At 54.6% G+C, this 17980-nt stretch carries 15 protein-coding genes and 1 riboswitch; of the genes, 11 read left to right on the forward strand and 4 right to left on the reverse strand.

Going from position 1 to position 17980, the window contains the following annotated elements:
• Positions 1–27 precede the first annotated feature (27 nt).
• Complete coding sequence (gene cobT / locus K355_RS0119195) at positions 28–1056, reverse strand: nicotinate-nucleotide--dimethylbenzimidazole phosphoribosyltransferase (protein WP_022733785.1); 1029 nt, start codon at positions 1054–1056, stop codon at positions 28–30.
• A 287-nt stretch (positions 1057–1343) separates the two neighbouring features.
• Between cobT and cobS the strand changes: the two genes are divergently transcribed.
• Positions 1344–2165, forward strand: coding sequence for an adenosylcobinamide-GDP ribazoletransferase (cobS, locus tag K355_RS0119200; protein ID WP_245562979.1), 822 nt, complete (start codon positions 1344–1346; stop codon positions 2163–2165).
• Between the two features lie 62 nt (positions 2166–2227).
• Positions 2228–2836 carry a histidine phosphatase family protein gene (locus tag K355_RS0119205; RefSeq protein ID WP_022733787.1) on the forward strand — a complete coding sequence of 203 codons (609 nt, stop codon included), beginning with the start codon at positions 2228–2230 and terminating at the stop codon, positions 2834–2836.
• Between the two features lie 14 nt (positions 2837–2850).
• Here the strand turns inward: K355_RS0119205 and K355_RS0119210 are convergent, their stop codons facing one another.
• The gene (locus K355_RS0119210) at positions 2851–3525 is read right to left on the reverse strand and encodes a hypothetical protein (protein WP_081649565.1); all 675 of its coding nucleotides are present in this window, start codon (positions 3523–3525) and stop codon (positions 2851–2853) included.
• Between the two features lie 495 nt (positions 3526–4020).
• Positions 4021–4202, forward strand: a riboswitch (cobalamin riboswitch).
• Between the two features lie 65 nt (positions 4203–4267).
• On the opposite strand from K355_RS0119210, the gene cobU reads away from it, so the two are divergent.
• From cobU to K355_RS0119255, 9 genes are all read left to right on the forward strand, one after another.
• Positions 4268–4804 carry a bifunctional adenosylcobinamide kinase/adenosylcobinamide-phosphate guanylyltransferase gene (cobU, locus tag K355_RS0119215; RefSeq protein WP_022733789.1) on the forward strand — a complete coding sequence of 179 codons (537 nt, stop codon included), beginning with the start codon at positions 4268–4270 and terminating at the stop codon, positions 4802–4804.
• Positions 4805–4838: 34 nt separating this feature from the next.
• A complete protein-coding gene (gene cobW / locus K355_RS0119220) occupies positions 4839–5879 on the forward strand; it encodes a cobalamin biosynthesis protein CobW (protein WP_022733790.1) in 1041 nt (346 codons plus the stop codon).
• 274 nt (positions 5880–6153) lie between these two features.
• Positions 6154–9918, forward strand: a complete 3765-nt coding sequence (cobN, locus tag K355_RS0119225) for a cobaltochelatase subunit CobN (RefSeq protein WP_022733791.1) — start codon at positions 6154–6156, stop codon at positions 9916–9918.
• A 182-nt stretch (positions 9919–10100) separates the two neighbouring features.
• The gene (locus K355_RS0119230) at positions 10101–10799 is read left to right on the forward strand and encodes a hypothetical protein (RefSeq protein ID WP_022733792.1); all 699 of its coding nucleotides are present in this window, start codon (positions 10101–10103) and stop codon (positions 10797–10799) included.
• 186 nt (positions 10800–10985) lie between these two features.
• Positions 10986–11825, forward strand: coding sequence for an endo alpha-1,4 polygalactosaminidase (locus tag K355_RS24490; RefSeq protein WP_022733793.1), 840 nt, complete (start codon positions 10986–10988; stop codon positions 11823–11825).
• A gap of 78 nt (positions 11826–11903) precedes the next feature.
• Complete coding sequence (gene cobO / locus K355_RS0119240; protein WP_022733794.1) at positions 11904–12530, forward strand: cob(I)yrinic acid a,c-diamide adenosyltransferase; 627 nt, start codon at positions 11904–11906, stop codon at positions 12528–12530.
• An 86-nt stretch (positions 12531–12616) separates the two neighbouring features.
• Positions 12617–14146 (forward strand): cobyric acid synthase, encoded by a 1530-nt coding sequence (locus tag K355_RS0119245; RefSeq protein ID WP_022733795.1) that lies wholly within the window; start codon positions 12617–12619, stop codon positions 14144–14146.
• A gap of 214 nt (positions 14147–14360) precedes the next feature.
• A complete protein-coding gene (locus K355_RS0119250) occupies positions 14361–15035 on the forward strand; it encodes a glutathione S-transferase family protein (protein WP_022733796.1) in 675 nt (224 codons plus the stop codon).
• Entirely contained in the window at positions 15032–15850 is an 819-nt protein-coding gene (locus K355_RS0119255; RefSeq protein WP_022733797.1) for a class I SAM-dependent methyltransferase, read from the forward strand. Before K355_RS0119250 ends, K355_RS0119255 begins: the two co-directional genes overlap by 4 nt.
• A 38-nt stretch (positions 15851–15888) precedes the next feature.
• Here the strand turns inward: K355_RS0119255 and K355_RS0119260 are convergent, their stop codons facing one another.
• Together K355_RS0119260 and K355_RS0119265 are read right to left on the reverse strand one after the other, a co-directional pair.
• Complete coding sequence (locus K355_RS0119260; RefSeq protein ID WP_022733798.1) at positions 15889–16920, reverse strand: substrate-binding domain-containing protein; 1032 nt, start codon at positions 16918–16920, stop codon at positions 15889–15891.
• An 89-nt stretch (positions 16921–17009) separates the two neighbouring features.
• Positions 17010–17819 (reverse strand): tetratricopeptide repeat protein, encoded by an 810-nt coding sequence (locus K355_RS0119265; protein ID WP_022733799.1) that lies wholly within the window; start codon positions 17817–17819, stop codon positions 17010–17012.
• Between the last annotated feature and the right edge of the window lie 161 nt (positions 17820–17980).

Genomic DNA, 17980 nt, shown 5'->3' on the forward strand with positions numbered 1-17980 from the left:
TTGCTCAGTGGGTTCAGACTTTAAGTCCTAATCCTTGCCGTCAACGCCTGCCTTGTCAAAGGTCGCCATGTTATTGTGGCATTCCGCAGCCGCGCGCAGAAGCGGGATCGCCAATGCGGCACCCGATCCTTCGCCAAGGCGCATCCCGAAATCAATCAGCGCCTTCTTGCCCAGCTTTTCAATAAGGCGACTGTGGCCGGGCTCTGCCGACACATGGCCCACCAGACAGTGATCAAGCGCATCGGGGCGGATGGCGGCCAAGACGGCGGCCGCCGCACAGGACACATATCCATCAAGTAGAACCGGTACACGTGCAAAACGGGCGGCAATAATCGCCCCGGCCATGGCGGCAATTTCACGTCCCCCGACACAGCGCAGAACATCAAGCCCGTCATGCATCTGGTTTTTGTGCAGGATGATGGCATCACCCACAACACGGGTTTTACGGATCAGGGTTTCGTCATCAATTCCGGTTCCCCGACCGGTCCAGTCAGCAGCCTCACCACCATATAGCGCGTGCGCAATGGCCGCAGCCGAGCTGGTGTTGCCAATGCCCATTTCGCCAGGGACAAACAAATCGAGCCCCTTTTCAATCGCACTCATGCCAAACGCCATGGCTTCTGCACAACCTTCGTCATCCATGGCGGGTTCTTGGCTGAAATCATTGGTGGGAATTTCAAGGGCGACTTCCATCACACGCAGTTCGGCATCAACCGATTTGCAAATCTGGTTGATGGCGGCCCCGCCATTGATAAAGTTTTCAACCATCTGCTGATTGACCGTTGCCGGAAAGGCCGAAACACCCTGTGCCACGACACCATGGCTGCCGGCAAAGACAGTGACGCGTGGGCGCGACATATTGGGGCGCGACGTTCCTTGCCATCCGGCCAGCCACAGGCTGAAATCTTCAAGCCGTCCCAGCGATCCTGCCGGTTTTGTCAGAGTTGGCTCACGCTGCAAAACGGCTGCCTGTGCCTCACTGTCTGCTGATGGCAGGTCGGCAAGGAGGGCGCGGATTTCGTCAAGGTTTTGCGGCGGGTGCTTCGGGTTGAACATGTTGGTCTCCGGCTGGCAGGCGGTGGCGTCAAGCGTGTTCCGCTTGGCTTCTGTTACGGTAAAGTTTAGGTTGAGAGCCCAATTGCTTAGGACGTTTCGCTATAGGCTGTCGTTTGGGGACAAACAGCTTAAGCTGGCAGTGAAAAGTGTTTTGATCCGCGGTCCTTGGACAACAACGAAACCTTCTAAATAATTGAGGCCTCAACCTAGGCCTATGGTTACCATAACACCAGATCGAAAATCGAAAAATGACGGCATCTAAAGATCATAATCAAAACGAAACAAATATGCAAAGTTCTGATGGTGGCACCGAAAACCCACCAGAAGACAGCACCTTTGTTGTAGGTAAGATTCCGGTGGTGTCTGATTTCTTTCGTGCGCTCGTGCTGCTCAGCCGGGTGCCGGTTTTCCGGATCAATGATTTTCGCCCAGCCCTGATTGCCCGGTCGGTCTGGTGCTGGCCCTTGGTTGGGCTGTTTTTGGCAGGCATTGCCCTCATACCGGCCCAGTTGGCAGCTTATTTGACGGAAAGTGCGGTGGTTTTTGCCATTGTTGCCGTCCTTGCGTTGGTTCTTTTGACCGGTGCGATGCATGAAGATGGTCTGGCCGATTGCGCCGATGGTTTTGGTGGGGGGCTTGATCGTGCTCGAAAACTTGAAATCATGCGTGATAGCCGTATTGGCACGTATGGCGTGGTGGCCCTTGTCTTGTGTCTTGGGCTGCGCATTGCGTTGCTGGTGCGGGCTGCTGACGCTGGGCAGGCGGTTGTGCTTTTGCTTGTGATGGCGGTGGTATCGCGCGGTGTGATGCCGGTTTTAATGACGGTTCTTTCACCGGCGCGCGATAACGGACTTGGCAAGAATGCCGGTCAACCCAAATGGCGTCATGTGATGCTGGGTGTTGCGATTGCCATCGCGATTGTTTGGCTTTTGTCCGGGCCTGTCGTGATGGCTTCGGTTGTTGTGGCTGCGATGCTGGCGACGGCTTTGATGGCGGGGATCGCCAGATGGCAAATTGGTGGACAAACCGGGGATGTCTTGGGGGCGACACAAATGGTGGCTGAACTGTTTGTCGCTATTGGATTTGTCGCGACGATGGGCAATATCTAAGAGGTATCTGATGTCGTTATCTTCGGGCCGATAGAAAGACGCAGTCCGTGGTGGGGAGCTCTATGAAAAGTCAAACAACACGCTGGTGGCTGGTCCGTCATGCGCCGGTTCTTAACCCGGAACGGCTGGTCTATGGCCGAAGCGACATGCCCGTTGATTTGTCAGACGAAAAAGCACTGCGTGCTCTGGCCCGGCATTTGCCAAAAGATGCCGGGTGGGTGACGAGCCATTTATCGCGCACACTTGATACCGCCCTTAAATTGCAGGAACTGATTGACGAAGACGTCCTTCCAACGCGCGAAACAGCCCTTGCCGAGCAACATTTCGGGGCTTGGGAATTGCAGCATTGGAATGATTTACCCAAAGGCGAAACAACAAAATTCTGGACGGATTTCGCCCGTCAGCATCCCCCGAACGGGGAAAGTTTCTCTGATGTTGTTGCCCGTGTCGGGCCGATTTTCAGTCGGCTAAACCGCTATTGGGCGGGACGCGATATTGTCGCCGTGATCCACGGCGGGACCGTGCGTGCGGTGCTTGCCAATGCACTCGGCCTATCGCTTGAAACCGCCTTGTCGTTTCACATCGACACACTTGGGCTAACACGACTGGAATATATTGACGGTGTTGATCAACCCGGCTGGCGCGTAACGGCGGTCAATCAGCGCTACTAAGACCTGTGGGATGTCTATGCCGATTGTAATTCCGCGTTTTGCGACGTGTTGCCCAAGGCATATTCGGCGAGATAACGGTCAATCATATCACTGGTAATGTCGTATTTTTCGCAAAGCGCGGTCACATCGCGAAGGTACGCCTCGTAATAGGGGACCGGGCGGCTGCGTGATTTGTTACGCAGTTCCGCAATGTTGGGAAAATCACGGGCAAAGGTGCTGTTTTCGATGACCTGAATGATGGTGTCATCAATGATCGCAGCGGGCATACCACAATAGGTTTTGCCACAGGCAGACAGCATTTTGCTTGCTGTCGGGACCGAAATGCCGGGCTGGGCCAGCAGTTCATTTAACTCATCATTGCGAAAATCGGCTACCGACATCAATGTGATCAATGTTGGAAGGTCGCGGACCAGAAGTGACAAGGCATTCACACGCATCCCGCGCGCATGGGACCAGAAAATGGTCGCAATGACGCCGGTTGCGGCATCTTGCGCAAAAATATTACGTACATCACGCCGTGCAAGCGTGATGTCGTCATTTGTTGCGTAGTCATCAAGAAATCTATGAAACGCCCTGTCTTGCGTGTTTAAACGTTCAAGAAGCCCCAGCCACATGTCTTTGCGTGATGAGGTGATCCAGGTTGGCGTTCTTAGTTCACGGATTTTGTGTAGGTGCGCATGAATTGCCATCTGATCTTGCAAATATCCAGTTAACCCCAAGAGTTCCAAGTTGCATGTCACTGCAACCAACCGGGTTATGATTGTTTTTTCCCCGGTCATCACACTGGCTGGCGCTTGTTATGGCTCTCATTCCAGCGTGATAATATTATGTTCTCTTAAATGACCGGGGGTCTCAAGCAGGCAATTCTGTCAAATACTGACCTTATGGTTAGGGTCTGAACCCAATTGAATGCTTGAAATGGTCGCGAGGAATTTGTGCGGATATCAGGAGCATTACCGCAGCGAGGCTCGCTGCCTTGCAAGGTGATGCGACGTAATAGCCCGTGCAAATTCCTCCGATCCGAAGGACATCAGGACACTCTGCGACCTGCTGCGTCAATCCCCTTGCCCGGGGCAATACCCCGCGCGGCGGAGATTTCCTTGCATGTCTTGTTTGTTCTGATGCCATTTTAAACATTCAATTGGGTTCAGACCCTAGGTCGGAGATAGCGCTTTGGCAGAACAGGCAAAGCTGTTAGGTTCGGCGCACCGTTCGGTGATGGGAAATCGGTGAAATGCCGATGCTGCCCCCGCAACTGTATCGGGTTGGGCGATCCGGGCGCATTTGCGCCAGCCACCGGGAAACCGGGAAGGCGGATGGCTTTCATGCCCGCAGCCAGGAAACCAGCCGAAGGTGTCACTATGTCTTGCCTATCTTGCGTAGTGGCGACGCAACCCGGCCTCGGTGGGAGGCCATGGCGAGGAAAACGCGATGACCCATACAGAAGCGCTTGCCGGGATACATTTGATCCTTGGCGGTGCCCGATCAGGCAAAAGCCGGTTTGCCGAAAATCTCATTACGCGGGCCGGACAAGCCGGAGGCGGAACCTATATCGCCACTGGACGGGCCTGGGATGCGGAAATGACCAACCGCATCGACCTTCACAAACAAACACGCGGCGACCTTTGGCATACGATCGAAGAACCACTGGATCTTTGTGCTGCCCTTCACGCATGTAATCAGCCCGACGCACAGCCGGTTCTGGTTGATTGCCTGACCTTATGGGTGACCAACCTGATGCTTGAAGACCGCGATATCGAGGCCGAATTTGATCGCCTGTGCGATCTTGTTCCGACCCTCGACATCCCGGTTCTTTTTGTGTCAAACGAGGTCGGTTTCGGGATCGTGCCGGAAAATGCCATGGCACGGGCCTTTCGCGATCATGCTGGACGGCTGCATCAACGTATGGCCGAACTTGCAGGCAGGGTAACGCTGGTGGTTGCCGGCATTCCGATGCAGGTCAAATAACCCCACAAAAAATTGAAATTTAAGGAATTTGAGAATGGCTCAATTGGGTAAAATCCCGGCAACTGTGATTACCGGTTTTCTCGGTGCAGGCAAAACCACCATGATCCGCAACATGCTGGAAAACGCCAATGGCAAACGGATTGCACTGATTATTAATGAATTTGGCGATCTTGGTGTTGATCGCGGCATCATCAATGGCTGCGGCATTGAAGGCTGTGCCGAAGATGACGTGGTGGAACTGGCCAATGGCTGCATTTGCTGCACGGTGGCCGATGATTTCCTGCCGACCATTCAAGGCTTGATTGACCGCGAAACGCCGCCGGATCATATCGTGATTGAAACATCTGGTCTGGCCTTGCCAAAACCACTGGTCAAGGCGTTTAGCTGGCCAGAAATCAGATCGCGTGTGACGGTCGATGGTGTGGTCGCGGTTTTGGATGGTGCGGCGCTGCGTGACGGGTTGTTTGCCCATGATCATCATGCGGTGCAGGCCCAGCGCGAAGCCGATGACAGCCTTGATCACGAAAGCCCGCTTGAAGAACTGTTTGAAGAACAACTGCATTGCGCCGATATGGTTGTGCTTAACAAAACCGATCTTCTGAGTGACGCCGAACGGACCAAGGTTGAAGCCGACATTCGTGCCCAACTGAAACGCCCGTCAGTCAAAATTATCGCAACCGATCATTCACGCATTGAAAATGCCATTCTGCTGGGGCTGGGTGCCGCGGCCGAGGATGATCTTGATAGCCGTCCGTCGCATCATGATGATGGCCATGAACACGACCATGATGATTTCGACAGTTTTGTTGTGTCGCTTGGTGCGGTCACCGATCCGGCGGTTCTGGAAAAGCGTTTGATTGAAGTTGTGCGTCAGTTTGATGTGCTGCGTATCAAGGGGTTCCTTGATGTGCCGGGCAAACCGATGCGTCATGTGGTTCAGGGCGTTGGCGAACGGTTCCAGCGGTACTTTGACCGCCCGTGGACGGACGGCGAAAACCGCCGGTCTGAACTTGTGGTGATTGGCCTGCATGGCTTGGATCGTGCGGCAATTGAAACCGCGATCAAGGCGGCGTAAGATCATTTGTTCTTGTTTTGTTTCACGTGAAACACTGTTTTGTCCTATCGGTGCAAGGCCGTGTTTCACGTCTGCATGACGCCGTGAAACCCGCATCCCCCGGCCTTGGTTCGGCTCGTCGGGGGATGGGTGCGGATCGCGGATACCGATGGTCGTGATCCTCGGTTTGGTCTTCGGCCCGATCCCAAGCTGGGTCTTAGGAAGCAGCCCTCGGTCCGGGACTTTGTCCCGGTCTCAGTAGATCCTGACACGAAAGAAAGAGACGGAAACCCCAATGCATTTGCTGGCAGCACAGCCCGGAATGGTGACAGACGGCAGTGAAGCCGTCGATCTTGGACAGGACCCCGGCGATGTCGTGATCCTGTCGGCGGCAGAATCTGAACTGGCGTGTTTTGCTGGCGCGCAAGGGCGACTGACGGCAGAATTTGGCGGTGATGTTCCGTCCTTGCGTCTGGCCAGTCTTTTGCAGCTTGGTCACAATATGTCGGTCGATTTGTATGTCGAAGATGTTCTGTGTGATGCCAAGTTTATCATCGTGCGCATTCTGGGCGGGCGGGGATATTGGGAGTATGGCATCGAGCAGCTTGTCGCCTTTGCCCGGTCAAATGACGTCCCGCTTTTGCTGTTGCCCGGCGATGATCAACCCGATGCGGAACTACTGTCGCTTTCAACCGTTAAGGGGGCCGACTATCAGCATATCTGGCGCTATCTGATTGAAGGCGGGCCACAAAATTCCGAGAATTTACTTCGCCTTATATATGAAAAGTTGAATTCATCTGTTAACTGGCAGTGGAAACCCGCCGCCCCACTGGTCAAGGCCGGGGGATATTGGCCGGGAAATGCGCATGTCGATTTGGCCGAAATCCGCAAACAATGGGTTGAAAATCAACCAGTTACGCCGATTATTTTCTATCGGTCATTGGTGCAGGCGGCCAATCTTGATGTCATTGATGCTCTGGTTGAAGAACTTCAGGCCAATCATCTGAATCCATTGCCAATTTTTGTTTCCAGCCTCAAGGATCCGGCGGCGGGTGCGCTTGTCAGTGACTGGCTGGAGCAAACAGCGGCAGATTTGGTCCTGAACACCACCGGGTTCTCGATTTCTGTTCCGGGATCAGAACGAAAAATCGGGCCGTTTGATGCGGTCGATGTACCGGTGTTTCAACTCGTCCTTTCCGGTGGCAGCGAAGAAAGCTGGCGCGACGGCGTCAATGGCCTTGCCGCACGCGACATCGCGATGAATGTCGCCCTGCCCGAAGTGGATGGCCGTATTTTATCGCGCGCGGTGTCGTTCAAGGGGTCGGCTGGCAAGGACCCGCTGACCCAGATTGATTTGGTGAAATACATCCCGGTGCGCGACCGCGTGGCCTTTGTCGCCCAACTTGCCGCCAATTGGGTCAGGTTGCGTCAACTTGATGCCCCATCACGCAAGGTCGCGATGGTGATGGCGAACTATCCCAACAAGGATGCCCGTCTGGGCAACGGGGTTGGGCTTGATACGCCTGCAGGGATGATTGAAACCCTGCGTGCCATGCAGGCAGATGGCTACGCGCTTGAAAATATTCCGACGGATGGCGATGCCTTGATCAACGCAGTCAAGGCCGGGCCGACCAATGATTTCAAAACGCTGGCGGACCGTGAAATCCGGGTGACGCTTTCGCGGGCGGCCTATCAAACGGCATTTGACGGGTTACCGGCCTCCATTCAGGCGCAAGTGCTGGATGCGTGGGGCGATCCGACAAAAGACCCGTTTTATATCAATGATCAGGACAGCTTTGCGCTGTCGATCCTGCCGATGGGCAATGTCGTGGTCGGGTTACAGCCTGCGCGCGGGTACAATATCAATCCGCTTGAAAGCTATCACTCGCCCGATTTGGTGCCGCCGCACAACTATTTCGCGTTTTATATCTGGTTGCGCCACGAATTTGGCGTCGATGCGATCATTCATTTTGGCAAGCACGGCAATATGGAATGGCTGCCGGGAAAATCATTGGCGCTTTCGGCGGAATGCTTCCCCGAGGCGGTGTTTGGCCCGACCCCGCATTTTTACCCGTTCATCGTCAATGATCCGGGCGAAGGCACGCAGGCCAAACGCCGTGCACAGGCCGTGATCCTTGATCACCTCACACCGCCGTTAACCCGGGCCGAAAGTTATGGTCCGCTCAAAGACCTTGAGGCGCTGGTTGATGAGTATTTTGAGGCCGCAGCCGTTGACCCGCGCCGGTTGGTGATCTTAAAACGCGATATTCTTGAGTTGGCCATTCAGATCGGGTTGGACCGAGATTGCGGGATTGAGGCGGGCGAAGACGAACAAAGTGCGCTGGCCAAACTTGATAACTATCTGTGTGAGCTTAAAGAACTTCAAATTCGGGATGGCTTGCATATTTTTGGCAAGGCCCCGGAAGGCGATCTTCTGACCGATCTTTTGGTGGCATTGGCGCGTTTGCCGCGTGGATCGGACAGCGGACCAAAGGCATCGCTTCACCGTGCGATTGCCAAGGATATTTTGGGCGATGCCGGGTTTGATCCACTTGATTGTGCCTTCGCCGAATTCTGGCCGGGCATAAAACCCGACATTCTGGCCCATTATGATGAGGTGGGGCCGTGGCGAACCACCGGCGATACGGTGGAGCGGATTGAGCTTTTGGCGCGTGATCTGGTCAATGGCACTGTTGCGCCCGATCCGCTGTGGTCGGCGGTGTGTGACGTTGTAACCGATATCGAAACAAATATTCGACCCGCTGTTGTCAGCTGTGGCGATGCTGAGGTGTCGGGGCTTTTGCGTGGGCTTGCGGGCAAGTTTGTTGAACCCGGTCCGTCGGGGGCACCGACCCGTGGGCGGCCAGATGTTTTACCGACCGGGCGAAATTTCTATTCGGTTGATACCCGCACCGTGCCAACACCGGCTGCGTGGCAGTTGGGGTGGAAATCGGCCGAACTTTTGCTCGAACGTCATGTGCAGGATAACGGCGAATGGCCCGCCGCCCTTGGGCTTTCGGTCTGGGGGACGAGCAATATGCGTACGGGCGGTGACGACATTGCACAGGCCCTGGCCCTGATGGGGGTGCGCCCGACATGGGATAGTGCATCGCGCCGTGTGACCGGGTTTGAAATCATGCCGGCATCGGTTTTGGGGCGTCCACGTGTCGATGTGACCTTACGCATTTCGGGGTTTTTCCGTGATGCGTTTCCCGGTTTGATTGACCTGTTTGACAGTGCGGTGCGTGCGGTGGCCGCCCAGACCGATGAACCCGCCGAAAGCAATCCGATTGCCGCACGGGTTGCGCAGGAAACGCAAAAACTGCGCGATCAGGGGCTTGATGATGCACAGGCCGAACGACAGGCGGCATTTCGGGTGTTTGGGTCCAAACCGGGGGCCTATGGCGCTGGTTTGCAGGCAATGATTGACGAAAAACTGTGGGAAGACGAAGACGATCTTGCTGATGCCTATCTGGCGTGGGGCAGTTATGCCTATGGCAATGGGGCTGAGGGCGAGGCAGCGCGTGGGCTGTTTGAAACCCGGTTGTCGAAAGTCGATGCGATTGTCCATAATCAGGATAACCGCGAGCATGATCTTCTGGATTCGGATGATTATTATCAATTCGAAGGCGGAATGACATCGGCGGTGCGCAGCCTGTCGGGCAAGCAGCCGGTGGTGTATCACAGCGATCATTCGCGCCCCGAAAGCCCGAAAATCCGCACATTGGAAGAAGAAATCGCCCGTGTAGTGCGGGCCCGCGTGGTCAATCCGAAATGGATCAACGGGGTGATGCGCCACGGCTATAAGGGCGCGTTCGAGATTGCCGCAACGGTTGATTATCTGTTTGCCTTTGCGGCGACGACCCGCTGTGTGGCCGATCATCATTTTGATCTGGTCTATGACGCATATCTTGGTGATGAGACGGTGCGGGACTTTATCGATCAGCACAATCCAGATGCCTTGCGCGATATCCGCGATCGCCTGCGCGAGGCGATTGAGCGCGGTCTGTGGCAGCCACGGCGCAACAGTGTTTCAGTCGATCTGGGTGACCGTGCCTAAGGGATACCACCACACATCAGACTCACAACAATTTTACCACGGGAACATTATCGGCAGTTGAAACGTTTCGTTTACGCACCATATCTCTATTAACCAACTATTAATAAGTTGTGAGGGACGGGGCACCCCATTCGGATCGCCTGCGCGGGAACGCAGACCGATCAAAGAGTTCGGAGGCCGCGATGGAAAAGACGACCAGCGTTCGACCTGATGTCAGGCTGCCTGACTATGCGCAGACCCCCTTGCCCGGACATACCGGGCATACGGACATCATCGATTTCCTGATTGCCGATTGCGATATTCCACATTGGTTGCGTGCCGATCTGCACGGGCAAGGACGTTATCGTCCTGCACGGGGTGCGATCCCGGCTGTTTTGAGTGTGCGCGAACGGTTTAATGGCCAGCATCTTCCGGTGAGCTTTGATGAGCTTCACCGGGGGCTGAGCGAACTTTCCCGGCATTTGCCCGGCCCGGACCAAACCAAAGTGGAAATTGACGCCAAGGTGAAAATTTACTGGCGCTACCTGCAAGGGGTTGAGCGCCAGGTCTGGCGGGCCGCGGTTTCCACAGCCCACCTTAATATGGATCATTTCCCGGTTGTGCGCGAATTCAAAGCCCTGATCGAGCAGGTTGTGGCAAGCCGCAACTGGCTTGAACGCCGACTTGAAGTGGTCGAACAAAGCTTCCAGCGGCCGACCGGACCGGCCAACGATGCAGTGCGCAAGGCCTTGATGCGCCTGCGGCGGATGTCGCCGGGGGATCGGTTGCAAATGTTTAACAAGGCCCGGATGCGCCGCCCGGAATTGCGCAACATCGATATGCGTGAACCCGATAAATGGGCTGATCTGGTGACCAGTGATCTTGGTCTGTCACAGTCTTAATAAGGCAATCGGTTCGCCTTAAAAGCACCTGAAGGATTTCTTCTGGGTGGGGGAAGTGCCCCGATATGGGGTCGGAAAAGCGCGGTCTTATGGATCGCGCTTTTCTTTTGCGTGGCATTGTATTTACGCGGTTGTGCAATTGCCAGAGGGAGGGCAAAATTGCGCTAACACAGCCAAGGCACCCTTATGCATACTGCTAAATTCCTGTTTTTATGTACGATTATGACGTTTTGCGTCGGTGCCAGCAGCGGCTTAAGTGTGCGCGCCATGGCGCAAACATCTGCGACACCAGACTGGCCAAAAGTCCCGACGGGACCGTTTCACTGGCAGTTACAGGGCGATATTGAGCTGGCGGATGATATCAGGGTTGTTGGCAGTGACTTATTTGAAACGTCTGCTGATCAGGTGCGCCAATGGCGCGATGCCGGGGTTTTCCCCATTTGTTATATCAATGTCGGGGCGGTCGAAGACTGGCGCGATGATCGGGATCGTTTTCCATCCGATGTGATCGGCAATGCCTATTGGGGCTGGCCGGGGGAGAACTGGCTTGATTTCAGCCGGTTCGAACGGTTTGCCGATGTCATGCGCGACCGGTTGGATCTTTGCCGCGATAAGGGGTTTCTGGCGGTTGAGCCTGATAACATCGATGCTTATGAGGCCGATGACAGCAGCAAGGAAACCGGGTTTGACCTGACGCGTGCGGATCAACTTCGCTACATCGATTGGCTGATTGATCAGGCCCATGCGCGCGGCCTTGCCATCGGGCAGAAAAATGCGTCTGATCTTGTGCCTGAACTGGTTGAAAAGATGGATTTTGCCTTGCTGGAATCAGCTTATCGATTTGGTTTTATGGGGGAATTTGCACCTTATCACGATTTGGGAAAGCCGGTGTTTGCCGTTGAGTATCTTGAAGAAATTGATAACGGTACCGATCCGCAAAGCCTATGCCCGGTGGCGCGAAAACTGGGGTTTCAGGGCGTCATCGCCCATCTTGATCTCGACCGCGCCCCGCAAAACTGCCCTTGATCCCGAGGCCGCTTCGCCGCATTGTTCGCCAGCAAATGTTCAAAGCGATACGGCCCGAAAAGACAAAGGCATAAAACCATGACCGACAAGACCCAGCCAGACGTGGACGTTAATGCGCGCCATGACGAAAAGATGAAGAAAATCAAGGCTGCGCGCGACAAGATGATGGCCCAGAAGATCGATAAAAAGGGCCTTATCATTGTCCACACCGGCAAGGGCAAGGGAAAGTCATCCTCGGCCTTTGGCATGGCGATGCGCTGTGTCGGGCATGACATGAAAGTTGGCGTGGTTCAGTTTATCAAGGGCGGCTGGGAAACCGGCGAAGCCAAATTGCTGAAAAAATTCCCCGATTTGTGCGAGTTTCACGCCATGGGTGCGGGGTTTACTTGGGAAACCCAAAACCGGGCACAGGACATTTCGCTTGCGCGGGATGCATGGAACAAGGCACTCGAAATGATGCGTGATCCCAGCTTCTCGATGGTGATCCTTGATGAGATCAACATCGTGCTGCGTTATGATTTCTTACCGCTTGAGGATGTTTTGGGGGCTTTGGCGGAAAAGCTTCCTGATCAGCATGTGGTTCTGACCGGGCGTAATGCCCCCGACACCCTGATTGAGGCCGCCGATCTGGTCACCGAAATGACCATGATCAAGCATCCGTTCCGCGAACAGGGCATCAAGGCGCAGATTGGCGTTGAGTTCTGATTGCGATCCCATCAAGGGGACGGCGCGGTTTGCCGGGTGATGATGGCTATATGTAAGCCTGTTTGCATGAAAGTTTTGAAACCGGAATGACTGTGCGCTCTGTCCCTGCCCTGATGTTACAAGGTACCGGCTCGGACGTCGGGAAATCCTTGCTGGTGGCGGGGCTTTGTCGGGCCTATGCCCGGCGTGGATTGCACGTGCGTCCGTTCAAGCCGCAAAACATGTCCAACAATGCCGCCGTGACCGATGATGGCGGCGAAATTGGCCGGGCACAGGCGCTTCAGGCCCGCGCCGCCGGGGTGGCAACCACGGTGCATATGAACCCGGTGTTGCTCAAACCCCAATCAGATATCGGCGCGCAGGTCGTAGTTCAGGGCAAGGTTCTGACCACGGCAAAGGCGCGTGATTATTACCGTTTGAAACGTGACTTGCTGCCCAAGGTGCTTGAAAGTTTCGAGATCATGGCAGCCGATGCCGATCTGGTGCTGGTTGAGGGGGCTGGATCACCCGCCGAGGTCAATTTACGCGCATCGGACATCGCCAACATGGGCTTTGCCGAGGCGGCGGAAATTCCGGTTATTCTGGTCGGCGATATTGACCGGGGCGGTGTGATTGCATCAATTGTTGGAACATATGCGCTTTTGTCCGCGGATGATCGCCGGTGGCTTAAGGGCTATGTGATTAACAAGTTTCGCGGTGATGTATCCCTGTTTGAACCGGCAACCGACATCATTGCCAAGCATGGAAACCTTAAAAGTTACGGTATCGCAACATATTGGCCGGGGGCATATAAGCTTCCGGCTGAAGATGGTGTTGCGTTGGAAAATGCAGGCAAATATCACCGTGATAGCAATGGTGAAGCACGCATGCGCATTGCCGTTCCGCATTTGCCCCGTATTGCCAATTTTGATGATCTTGATCCGCTGGCGGCCGAAGATGGGGTTGAATTGTTGCTGATCAAGCCGGGCCAAGTGATCCCCGGTGATTGCGATCTGGTGGTTCTACCGGGCAGCAAATCGACACTGGCCGATTTGAGATTCTTGAAAGATCAGGGCTGGGATGTGGACATTGCCGCCCATTATCGTCGCGGTGGGCATGTGATCGGGATTTGTGGTGGCTATCAGATGCTGGGCCGGATGGTGCATGACCCGGACGGGGTTGAGGGGCAGCCGGGCAGTGAAACCGGTTTGGGCCTGCTTGACATTGAAACGGTGATGGCCGGGGATAAAACCCTTCGCAAGACTGAGGCGGTGACGGTCGGCGATGATCGGGGCGTAGCGGAAAATATCGCCCTTTGGGGCTATGAAATTCATATGGGGCAGACCAATGGCCCGGATCGGTCGCGCAGCTGGTTGCGGTTTGGGGGCCCATCGGACGGGGTTCTGGATGGGGCCATCAGTGCCGATGGTCGGGTGATGGGCTGTTACTTACACGGGCTGTTTGGCAGCGATGCGTTTCGCCAAGCCTATTTTGGGCATATTGGCGGCTATGGTGTTTCAAGCGGGATGAATTTTGAAGCGTCGATTGATGCCAGCCTTGATGAATTGGCCGATCATCTGGAAGCCTGTCTTGATCTTGACGGAATGCTGGAACTGGCGAAAAGTCGGGGTAGATAGGCTTCTTTGCACGGCCAAGGTGCCAATGTGGATAAAAAGCATCAAAATCACCGTTCTAATGATGAGAAGCTCTTTACTTAATCTGTGCCGCGTGGTTTGACAGATTTGAAATTCCGGTACTGAAACGAATGTCGCGGGTGGCTTTGAAAAAGAAGCCGCGCCAACAGTCCGGTCTTTGTAAAAAGTTCATCCTTGGTCGGGTATCTTCAGGTTTATGCGTCAGTTACATCATTTTTGGCTATCGCCGTTTTCGCGCAAAGTGCGCCTGGTTTTGGCCGAGAAAAAGCTGGATTTCGAATTGAAGGCCGAGCCGGTCTGGGAGCGGCGCGACGAATTTCTGTTGCTTAATCCCGCAGGCGAAGTGCCGGTTCTTCAGGATGAGGACGGCTTGATTCTGTGTGACTCGGTTGTCATCTGTGAATACCTTGATGAAGTCTATTCAGACGATCTGAAATTGTTTGGCTCGGACGCCAAGGAACGTGCCGAAATTCGCCGCCTTGTCGCGTGGTTTGATGGCAAATTTAACCGCGAAGTCACCGACCATTTGCTCGGTGAGAAGTTGCTAAAACGCTTCTTTGCGACCGGCACGCCCGACACCAAGGTGCTGCGTGCCGGGCGGACCAATGCGGCGTATCATCTTGATTATGTCGGCTGGCTGTTTGAACGGCGCAACTGGCTTGCGGGCGATCATTTGACGATGGCCGATCTTGCCGCCGCCGCGCAGATTTCAGTGATCGACTATATGGGCGACATCAACTGGTCAAAACATCCGCGCGCCAAAGATTGGTATATGCGGATTAAATCCCGACCGTCGATGCGCGATATTCTGGCAGACCGGCAGGCAAGTTTCCCGGCATCCCCGCATTATGCCGAGCTGGATTTTGAATGACGGATTCATCCAATCACGATGAATTCTACCCTGTCGGTGGCCTAAATACCGCCAGTTACGATCTTCGCGCTGATCTTGATCGTAAAATTTTCGAAGATCCCATTCCGTTTTATACCAACATCGCCTCGCAGGTTGTCGGGCCGAATGGGGGCACGGTTCTGGAGCTTGGCTGTGGAACCGGGCGGATTGCGGCGGCCATTGCCAAACTGGGCATTGCCGTCGAAGGACTTGATCTGTCCGAGGCGATGCTGGCACAGGCGCGCACCAACTATCCTGAGCTGACATGGCACCATGCGAATATGTGTGACTTTGATCTTGGTCGATCATTTGGGTTGATCATCATTCCGTTTCGCGGCTTGCAGGAAGTCACCGATGCCCATGATCAGCGCCGTGCGCTTGAGTGTGCTTTTGCGCACCTCAAACCCGGTGGGGTGATTGCCTTTGATCTGATCGACCCTGATTTACGTTATTGCCTGCCCGAAGGTGATGCGGAGGTGGTTGAACTTCCGATTTTTCCCATGCCCGATGGCATTGGCAAGGCCGGAAGTCGTTTGCGGATTACCGCGATGGAACGCACCAATGATCCCCTGACCCAGCGGTTCGATGAACATTGGCGGTTTGAGGAAATCGGTGTCGACGGGGATGTTATTCGGCGAGAAGATGCGTGGCATCATCTGCGCTGGGTTCATCGCAGTGAAATGCGGTTGATGCTGGAACTTTGCGGTTTCGTTTCGATATCGGAATTTTCTGACTTCAAAGGCAATCCGCCACGCTATGCCACCAATCAGGTCTGGATGGCAAAACGGCCGGACTGATTGGCCCGGCCGGGTTAGATCATGTGCGTGTTATGCGATCAGTTGCCAGCGAACTTTGCTGCCTGCGCATGGGTTTCTTTGCGCTCATCGGCGGTTAAGGGTACCAGACCGTTGTCTGCCAGAAGACCTTCGTCGCCAATCACCGCGTCAGACACATAGGTCGAGACAAAATCACCAAGCGATTGAACAAGCTGCTGATGATCGTCCTTGATGTAAAGATACAGCGGACGTGACCCGGAATAGCTGCCATCAAGGATGGTGTCATAATCAGGTTCGATACCATCAATCGGGATGCCCTGCAGCCTGTCGCGGTTGCGATCAAGATTGTTAAAGCCCATCACGCCATAGGATGTCGGGTCTTTTTCCAGTTTGCTGATAACAAGGCGGTCATTCTCGCCGGCCTGAATATAGGCACCGTCTTCGCGCAGGGTCCGGCACAGAAGACGGAAGCTGTCGGGGTCAGATGACTCAAGGCTGGCGATATCGGAAAAGGTTGCACAGCCCTTATCAAGCAATAGCTGGCCCATCAGGTCACGGGTGCCCGAGGTGGGCGGCGGACCGTAAACACGGATTTTCAAATCCGGCAGGGACGGATCGATGTCTGACCATTTGTCGTTCGGGTTGGGCACGCTTGCCCCCTTAACCGGAATGGTCCGGGCAAGGGCGAGGAAAAGCTGGCGGGCGCTCAGTGCCATCGACGGGGCGTTGCGCGATCCCAAAAGAACAATGCCGTCATAGCCGATTTTAATCTCGCTGATGTTGTTGACGGAATTGGCCGCACAAATCGCGGTTTCCGATCCGGTAATCTGGCGCGATGAATCGACGATGTCGGGATATTGTTCGCCGATGCCGCCACAAAACAGTTTGAACCCGCCACCAGAACCAGTGCTTTCGACGACAGGTGCCGGGGCATTGGTGGTTTTGGCAAAATATTCGGCGACCTTGGTGGTCAGCGGAAAGATGGTCGAGGATCCGACAATCCTGATCTGGTCACGTGCCTGTGCCAAAGACGTGGCAGAAACAAGTGCCATGGACGCGGCAATGGCAGTTAAGGCAAGCGTGCGACGCATTTGGGCCCCCAAAGGTATCCGGTGTTATCCGGTTATGGTCGACGGTCTGTCACGCCGACCACATATAAAGCAAACAGGTCGCAGCGAACCTATTCTGATTCGGTGCGAACATCCATCTTCTCTATATTCGCTTTTGCCGCATCAGCGACAGGGGTTCCGTTTGAATTTTCTATGACATTTAACCAATCGCGGCGCGCCAGATCGTTTTCACCCTGTATTCGATGCAGGTTTCCACGTTCAAAAAGGGCCTGAACATTGCCGGGTTCCTGGGCAAGGACATTTTCGATATCGGTCATCGCCAGATCATAGCTTTTAAGCATCCGCCATGCCGTCGCACGGTAAATCAGCGCATCCGTCTGATCGGGTTCAAGATCAAGTGCCTTGTTAAGATCGTCAATCGATTCCCAATATTCCCCGGCCATGCCAAGCACCATTGCCCGGTCGATCCAAAGTTGCGGATCGTTTTTAACAATCTCAAGGGCGCGGGTTTGATCGCGCCAGGCAAATTCAAGATTGTTGGCTAACATCCATGCCTGTCCGGCTTGTGCAAGCATACCGGCAACAACGCCTCTGTCGGCAGTGCTGTCCTGGGCAAGTGCATCAAGCCTGGTTGCGGCTTCTTCGAATTTGCCAAGTGACATCAGTGATACGGCCACGCAATGACGCGCGGGTTCGCCGCCGCCCATATCGCGCCATGCAATCGCACTTTCAAAACCGTCTTCAGGTTTGAGCTGGGCCAGTTTCAGGCAGTCTTTATATTGCTGGGCTTCTTCATTGGTCATGCCGCCATTGCTTTCGGTCTGGGCAATGGCGTCGGGCGCAAAGACAATTGCGATCATACCCGCAATCAAAAGCGGAGATGCCTGTCTTAAAAATGTGCGAGCCGGGCGTCGTACCATGGTGAAAGAAGCTCCCTGTCTGGCGAAGTCGGCAGCATGCAGCATAGGGGGAATGCCCCTATGCGACCATGCCTGAATGTATGACGGCCCAAAAAACAGCATGAAAACGGCAAGATAATGATTGTCTTATTTATTGCGATTTTCCGGCCTGCGGCAAAAGG

The organism is Thalassospira lucentensis MCCC 1A00383 = DSM 14000 (assembly GCF_000421265.1).
Taxonomy (GTDB): Bacteria; Pseudomonadota; Alphaproteobacteria; order Rhodospirillales; family Thalassospiraceae; genus Thalassospira; species Thalassospira lucentensis.

What these genes read in the sequence shown, in the direction of transcription:
- cobT (WP_022733785.1), bottom strand. Translation starts at nt 1,056, where the DNA reads ATGTTCAACCCGAAGCACCCGCCGCAAAACCTTGACGAAATCCGCGCC.
- cobS (WP_245562979.1), top strand. Translation starts at nt 1,344, where the DNA reads ATGCAAAGTTCTGATGGTGGCACCGAAAACCCACCAGAAGACAGCACC.
- K355_RS0119205 (WP_022733787.1), top strand. Translation starts at nt 2,228, where the DNA reads ATGAAAAGTCAAACAACACGCTGGTGGCTGGTCCGTCATGCGCCGGTT.
- K355_RS0119210 (WP_081649565.1), bottom strand. Translation starts at nt 3,525, where the DNA reads ATGGCAATTCATGCGCACCTACACAAAATCCGTGAACTAAGAACGCCA.
- cobU (WP_022733789.1), top strand. Translation starts at nt 4,268, where the DNA reads ATGACCCATACAGAAGCGCTTGCCGGGATACATTTGATCCTTGGCGGT.
- cobW (WP_022733790.1), top strand. Translation starts at nt 4,839, where the DNA reads ATGGCTCAATTGGGTAAAATCCCGGCAACTGTGATTACCGGTTTTCTC.
- cobN (WP_022733791.1), top strand. Translation starts at nt 6,154, where the DNA reads ATGCATTTGCTGGCAGCACAGCCCGGAATGGTGACAGACGGCAGTGAA.
- K355_RS0119230 (WP_022733792.1), top strand. Translation starts at nt 10,101, where the DNA reads ATGGAAAAGACGACCAGCGTTCGACCTGATGTCAGGCTGCCTGACTAT.
- K355_RS24490 (WP_022733793.1), top strand. Translation starts at nt 10,986, where the DNA reads ATGCATACTGCTAAATTCCTGTTTTTATGTACGATTATGACGTTTTGC.
- cobO (WP_022733794.1), top strand. Translation starts at nt 11,904, where the DNA reads ATGACCGACAAGACCCAGCCAGACGTGGACGTTAATGCGCGCCATGAC.
- K355_RS0119245 (WP_022733795.1), top strand. Translation starts at nt 12,617, where the DNA reads ATGACTGTGCGCTCTGTCCCTGCCCTGATGTTACAAGGTACCGGCTCG.
- K355_RS0119250 (WP_022733796.1), top strand. Translation starts at nt 14,361, where the DNA reads ATGCGTCAGTTACATCATTTTTGGCTATCGCCGTTTTCGCGCAAAGTG.
- K355_RS0119255 (WP_022733797.1), top strand. Translation starts at nt 15,032, where the DNA reads ATGACGGATTCATCCAATCACGATGAATTCTACCCTGTCGGTGGCCTA.
- K355_RS0119260 (WP_022733798.1), bottom strand. Translation starts at nt 16,920, where the DNA reads ATGCGTCGCACGCTTGCCTTAACTGCCATTGCCGCGTCCATGGCACTT.
- K355_RS0119265 (WP_022733799.1), bottom strand. Translation starts at nt 17,819, where the DNA reads ATGGTACGACGCCCGGCTCGCACATTTTTAAGACAGGCATCTCCGCTT.